Annotated in this window: 1 protein-coding gene; it reads right to left on the bottom strand. The window is 36.4% G+C overall.

The genetic code is table 11. The features are described 5' to 3' along the window. Positions 1 to 129 precede the first annotated feature (129 nt). Positions 130 to 429 (bottom strand): hypothetical protein (locus ACTQ53_RS17645; protein WP_441934628.1); only part of this gene is annotated, 300 nt, incomplete at its 5' end.

Here is a 429-nt window from a genome sequence, read left to right as displayed (position 1 = left end):
GATTTGCAACACTAAGATAAGTGAAAAATCTGACATGGCAAAATCCTGAGCAACTTTTTGTTGCTCAGGAACTTATAAATAAAGTTAAATCAAAGTGTTGCGGAATTAAGGTTTTCTAAATATATCTTGTTATATGAGTTCATTTTCAATAGTTTTTTCAATTACACAATCTTCTGGTACATAAAGCTTCCATCGACATAAATAGGTGTCAGAATCGCCTGTGGAGGTTAGACGTTTGGTATGCAAGGCACCTTTAGAGCGGCACATTTCTATGAATTGGTCGCTTATGTGATGATGCTCTTTGCTATGCTCCAGGAAGAATCCTACCTTTTGATAGAGGAATGCTTTATTGTACAATGCCAGATACTTTTCGAGTTTTGGCTCATCAAGCAGTGATATTCCTTCCATGCAATGAAGCAATTCCTCAAT

The sequence above is a fragment of the Prevotella sp. Sow4_E9_plate genome (assembly GCF_052116205.1).
Lineage (GTDB): Bacteria > Bacteroidota > Bacteroidia > Bacteroidales > Bacteroidaceae > Prevotella.
This window is presented reverse-complemented; position numbering and strand designations above follow the sequence as displayed.